The 5,705-nt window shown below is 57.5% G+C and carries 5 protein-coding genes; 4 read left to right on the top strand and 1 reads right to left on the bottom strand.

Annotated features, from left to right (window positions below; all coding sequences use genetic code 11):
* Nucleotides 1–969: BcsE family c-di-GMP-binding protein (locus tag Q7O77_RS13895; RefSeq protein ID WP_304168404.1), on the bottom strand; the 969-nt coding region annotated here is incomplete at its 3' end.
* Nucleotides 970–1,183: 214 nt separating this feature from the next.
* Here Q7O77_RS13895 and bcsR point away from each other — a divergent pair.
* The 4 genes from bcsR to Q7O77_RS13915 form a co-directional block, all read left to right on the top strand.
* Complete coding sequence (gene bcsR, locus Q7O77_RS13900; RefSeq protein WP_304168406.1) at nucleotides 1,184–1,390, top strand: cellulose biosynthesis protein BcsR; 207 nt, start codon at nucleotides 1,184–1,186, stop codon at nucleotides 1,388–1,390.
* Nucleotides 1,381–2,115: a cellulose biosynthesis protein BcsQ gene (gene bcsQ / locus Q7O77_RS13905; protein WP_304168408.1), complete on the top strand. Its 735-nt coding sequence runs from the start codon at nucleotides 1,381–1,383 to the stop codon at nucleotides 2,113–2,115. Before bcsR ends, bcsQ begins: the two co-directional genes overlap by 10 nt.
* Nucleotides 2,112–4,706 carry a UDP-forming cellulose synthase catalytic subunit gene (gene bcsA, locus Q7O77_RS13910; protein ID WP_304168411.1) on the top strand — a complete coding sequence of 865 codons (2,595 nt, stop codon included), beginning with the start codon at nucleotides 2,112–2,114 and terminating at the stop codon, nucleotides 4,704–4,706. Before bcsQ ends, bcsA begins: the two co-directional genes overlap by 4 nt.
* Before the next feature lie 19 nt (nucleotides 4,707–4,725).
* A partial coding sequence (locus Q7O77_RS13915; RefSeq protein ID WP_304168414.1) for a cellulose biosynthesis cyclic di-GMP-binding regulatory protein BcsB occupies nucleotides 4,726–5,705 on the top strand: 980 nt, incomplete at its 3' end.

Below are 5,705 nucleotides of genomic sequence, written 5' to 3' on the forward strand. Positions count from 1 at the left end.
CGAGGTGCCGAACGGCACGATAATGTTCACGCCGCAGGCCAGCAGCAGACGCTCGTCGTTCTGACGTTGACCGACTTCCATCTCGCGCACGACGATTTTCAGCCCGGTGCCGCGCTGACTGCGCAGTCGGTGGATATGACGAGCCAGTGCGCCGGTCTGATCGTTATGGCTCAGGCAGAAAATGACGGTGGCAGAATCCGCCTCTTCGGCCTGTGCATAAACCCGATCGTTGCCGTCATGCAATTGCCACTGGTTCGATAATGGAGGAGCCCCTTCCAATACGCTGCGTTCGGCAATAAAAATATGCTCGTCATTTAATGTTAATGGCGTGTTTTGCTCTTCTTGTTTCATCAACGAAAAACGATCGTGCTCCAGAATTAACGCTAACTGTCTGTCTGCCAGTAATCGCGTAGCGTTATACCACCAATGTATTCTATATTTCCAATTATCTTTCTGATATTCGAGACACGAGAACCCATTTAAATAACGAAATAGGCCATTAAGATGGTCACCCAATGAAATTATTTTTCTTCCATATGTAATAATTACCATCGAAATCTTTTTCTTTTTTAATGTGCCATTTATTCTTTTTAACCACTCAGACAATTCTGAAGAAGTTAATTTGTCCCAATCGCTAACCTCGGTATAAAACAAAACCAATTGAGGATTTGACGAAGAAGAAAATAGACGTAAAAAATCTTTATCCAACTTCAATAATGCTCTGCTGGTTTGCGGTAATGAATACATCGGAATGCGATCCGGCCCTGAAGTCAGCGGCGGAGTCAGCAGCTCGCGCGGCGCGGTCGCCGAGCTGACTAACGTCACCGCCGCCTGGGCGCTCATGACCTGTCGTGCCAGTGCAATAGCGTCTTCCTGCCGTTGAACCGTAACCCAATAACAACCTGGCGGCTGCATCAACATTAATTCATCCGGCAGCTGTTCTATTCCTAACGTAGAGAAATATTTCATAGATTATTTTTTATAATAAAGAGATCAAAACGACGTTATCACTTGTCGTCAATTTTAAAATAATTGTAATATACGCAACAATCATCATATCTTTATCCCATTAATTATGGCTCCCGACCACCTTTTAGATCACAATACAGATTAATCCGATAATTCTATTAAAGCCAAAAGCTTTATTCTTAATCACATATAAAACGATAACCATCAGTGGACGATGAAAAGAGAAAACGCCGTTTATAAAAATGCGGGTTGCGTACAGCCGCAAAATGACATTGCCATATTGAATAAAGTTTTTTCATTAGCACCTATTCGGTATGTCGATATTGCCAGAGAAAATCGTCTGGCCAGAGTAATTGCACGCTGGTCTCTACTGCATGAATTTAATTCCGAGCAGCAAGAGAATGACAACCCATGCCAATAATTGCGCTTCAGGGAATACGCGGCGGCACCGGAACCACCGCACTCACGTCCGCACTGGCCTGGGCTCTCAGCCAGAGCGGGGAATCGGTCATGGCGCTGGACTTCTCGCCCTCCAACCAGCTCGGGATCCATTTCAACACGCCCCTGTCCTATCACGACGGCTGGATGCGCGCAGCACTGGAGGACGGTGACTGGCGGGAAAGCGCCATGCGCTATCTCCCCGGCCTCGACTTCATGCCGTTCGGTCGGCTGGATGACGCCGAACACATGCGCTATCAAGCCGCTTCCTCGGACTTCCTCCAGCCCTGGATCGACGAGCGCCTGAACGGCCTGCGTCAGGACTACCGCTGGATCCTGTTGGATGTGCCAGCGCATCCGCTTCCGTTAACGCAGACTTTGCTGCACGCGGCCGACCGGATGATCCGGGTAATCACGCCGGACGCCAACTGCCATCTGCGTTTGCATCGCGAACGGATCGACGCCATCAACCTGTATCTCCTCAACCGATTCAACGTCAACAGCGCCGTACAGCGGGATCTCCACCAGCTGTGGAACAGTACGCTACAAGCGTTGCTCCCAATCATCGTCCATCAGGATGAAGCCTTTTCTGAAGCGCTGATGATGAAGCAGCCCGTGGGGGAATACCGGCCGTCCAGTCTGGCGACGGAGGAGATAGCGACGCTGGCGGCCTGGCTGCAGCTGAACGTGACGGAGCAAAAAACATGAGTCCATTACGCTGGCTGCTCTGCCCGCCGATTCATCAGGCGCTGCAGCGCCGCTACCGCGACTATCGACGTCTGGGCGTATCCGGCCCAACGGCGTGTTTGCAGTGTCTGTGGATCGCACTGGCCTGGACCGTCTGTCGTCTGGAAACCCCCGCCTGGCAACGTATTATCGCCAAACGGCGTCAGCTGTTTCCGCATATCGCCTCGCAGCGACCGCGGCCGCTGGACGCGCTGCGTTACCTGCTGCAACTATCCTGGCTGCTGCTGTTTTTCCCCGGCGATGCACAGCGTTCCTCGTTCCGTTGGCTGCTGAACGGCCGTCAGCGTATTCACCGCTGGCTCGACGGCCTGCCGGATCGCGCCCGGCAGCGTCAGCTCCATACGCGGGCCGAACGTCAGGTCAGTCGGCTGCCGCTCTGGCTGCGGCGACTCACCTTGATCGGCTGCGCCATCCTCGTCGGATTGCTGGGGTTGCTGTGCATCTCACAGCCATTCGATATCGCCACCCAGCTGATTTTCGTCGTGCTGCTGTGGGGCATGGCGATGGTGGTACGTCGGCTGCCCGGCCGTTTGCCGACCGTGATGCTGATTATGCTGTCGCTGACCGTTTCCTGCCGCTATCTCTGGTGGCGCTACAGCTCGACGCTCAACTGGGACGACCCGGTCAGTCTGGTCTTCGGCCTGCTGCTGGTCGCCGCGGAAACCTACGCCTGGGGCGTGCTGGTTCTGGGCTATTTTCAAACGCTGTGGCCACTGCATCGCCAGCCGGTGTCCCTGCCTGACGCGCCTGAGACGTGGCCCACGGTCGACCTGCTGATCCCCACTTATAACGAACCGCTCAGCGTCGTCAAACCCACGCTCTACGCCGCGCTAGGCATCGACTGGCCGCAGGACAAACTGACCATTTACGTGCTCGACGACGGCGACCGACCGGAGTTCCGCGAGTTCGCCGACAGCATCGGCGTTCGCTATATCGCGCGATCCACCCACGAACACGCTAAAGCGGGCAACATCAACCACGCCCTGCGCACCGCCTGCAGCAGCGAATACGTCACCATTTTCGACTGCGACCATGTGCCGGCGCGATCCTTCCTGCAGATGACGATGGGCTGGTTCCTGAAAGATCCGAAGCTGGCGATGCTGCAAACACCGCACCACTTCTTCTCGCCGGACCCGTTCGAACGTAACCTGGGCCGTTTCCGTCGTACGCCGAACGAAGGCACCCTGTTCTACGGACTGGTGCAGGACGGTAACGACGTCTGGGACGCCACCTTCTTCTGCGGCTCCTGCGCCATCATTCGCCGCAGCGCGCTGGATGAGATCGGCGGCATCGCCGTCGAAACCGTCACGGAAGATGCGCACACCTCGCTGCGACTACACCGGCTCGGTTACTCGTCGGCCTATATTCGTATCCCGCAGGCGGCCGGGCTGGCGACCGAAAGCCTCTCCGCGCACATTGGCCAGCGTATTCGCTGGGCGCGAGGCATGGTGCAGATTTTTCGTCTGGACAACCCGCTGATGGGGAAAGGGCTGACCTTCATGCAGCGGCTGTGCTACGCCAACGCCATGCTGCACTTTCTCTCCGGCATTCCACGGCTGATCTTCCTGTTGGCGCCGCTGGCCTTCCTGCTATGCCACGCCTACATCATTTTTGCCCCGGCGCTGGCCATCGCCATTTACGTGCTGCCGCATATGCTGCACACCAGTCTGACCAACTCCCGCATTCAGGGACGCTATCGCCACTCGTTCTGGAGCGAGGTGTATGAAACCGTGCTGGCCTGGTATATCGCCCGCCCGACCACGGTCGCGCTGTTCAACCCGAACAAGGGCACGTTCAACGTGACGGCCAAAGGCGGTTTGGTCGAGCAAAAGCACCTCGACTGGGTGATCACGCGACCTTACGTCATGCTGGTGCTGCTGAATCTGGCGGGGCTAGTGATGGCGTTCTGGCGGCTGTACTACGGCCCGCAGAACGAGATGCTGACCGTGGTCATCAGCCTGATCTGGGTGCTGTACAACATGGTGATCCTCGGCGGCGCGGTGTCCGTCGCGGTCGAAGCCCGGCAGCTGCGCGAGTCGCACCGTGTGGACATCGATATGCCCGCCGCGCTGGCGCGGGAAAACGGCCATATGTTGCCTTGTACGCTGCGCGACTATTCTGACGGCGGCGTCGGCGTAGAGCTGCGGGAAGCGCTGGCGCTGCGCAAGGACGAGAAGGTGTTTCTGATACTGCAACGGGACCGTCAGGAGTTCTACTTCCCCTGCTATGTCCAGCGCATATTAGGACGTGCGGCGGGCATCCGGTTGCACAACCTGACGACCGAGCAACAGGTCGACTTCATTCAATGCACGTTCGCCCGCGCCGACACCTGGGCGCTGTGGCAGGACAGCTTTCCTCAGGATAAACCCCTGCATAGCCTTGCCGACATCGCCGTGCTGGGTTTCAAAGGTTACTTACGTCTGGCCGAGTACGGCCCGCCTCGATTACGGCGGCTGTTCATACTGCTGACGACGTTCGTCGCCTGGGTAGTTTCGTTTTTTCCCCAACAGGTCAGGATCAACTCTGCCGGCGTTCCCGGCCAGAAGGCATGACCCCACTGATGATGACACAATGACAAGAAGATTACGTTGGTTCACTTTTATTCTGTTTGGATTCTCTCCAATCACTCATGCGGACGTGCTCTCCGAGCATACCGCCACGGCGGATACGGTTGCCGCCATCGATAATGCCGCGCCGCCGAGCGCGCCGGAACGCACGGAGACGACGCCCCCGGTGCGCGCCAGCCTGCTGCCGTTCAGCCGTCTGGCGCCCCCGCCGGGCAGCTTCCAGCTGCAAGGGATGCGCCCGGACGGTCAGATAGAGTTCGGCGTGCGCAGCGATGAGCTGGTTACCCGCGCCGTCCTCCAGCTGAACTACCGCCCGTCTCCCGCGCTGCTGCCGTCGCAGTCGCATCTGCAGGTCTTCCTGAACGATGCGCTGGTGGGGATTGTGCCCATCACGACCGAACAGCTGGGCAAGAACAACCAGATTCAGCTGGATCTCGACCCGCGTTTTATCAGCGACTTCAACCGGGTCCGACTCTCGCTGGTCGGTCACTACGCCAACCAGTGTGAAAACACCACCAACACGGCTATCTGGATGGCGATCGGTCAGGACAGCACGCTGAAGCTGACGCTGCAAAAGCTGCCGCTCAAGAACGATCTGTCCCACTTCCCGGAACCGTTCTTCGACAGCCGCGACGCCCAGCCGCTCCAGCTGCCGGTCGTATTTTCCGCCCGTCCTTCGACGACGGAACAGCGCGCCGCGGCCATATTGGCGTCCTGGTTCGGCGTCAAAGCCGACTGGCGCGGACAGCGTTTCCCGGTGCTGTATAACCAGCTGCCATCGCATCAGCACGCCGTCGTCTTCGCCACCAACGCGCATCGCCCGGACTTCCTCAAAGAGTATCCGCTGGTCGACAAACCTACCGTGGAAATCCTCAGCCAGCCGGACGACCCGTACAACAAAATGCTGCTGATTCTGGGCCGGGACGACTCCGATCTGATCACCGCCGTTCAGGGGATCGCACAGGGCGATGTCCTGCTGCGCGG

The sequence above is a fragment of the Lonsdalea britannica genome (assembly GCF_946477055.1).
Taxonomy (GTDB): domain Bacteria; phylum Pseudomonadota; class Gammaproteobacteria; order Enterobacterales; family Enterobacteriaceae; genus Lonsdalea; species Lonsdalea britannica_A.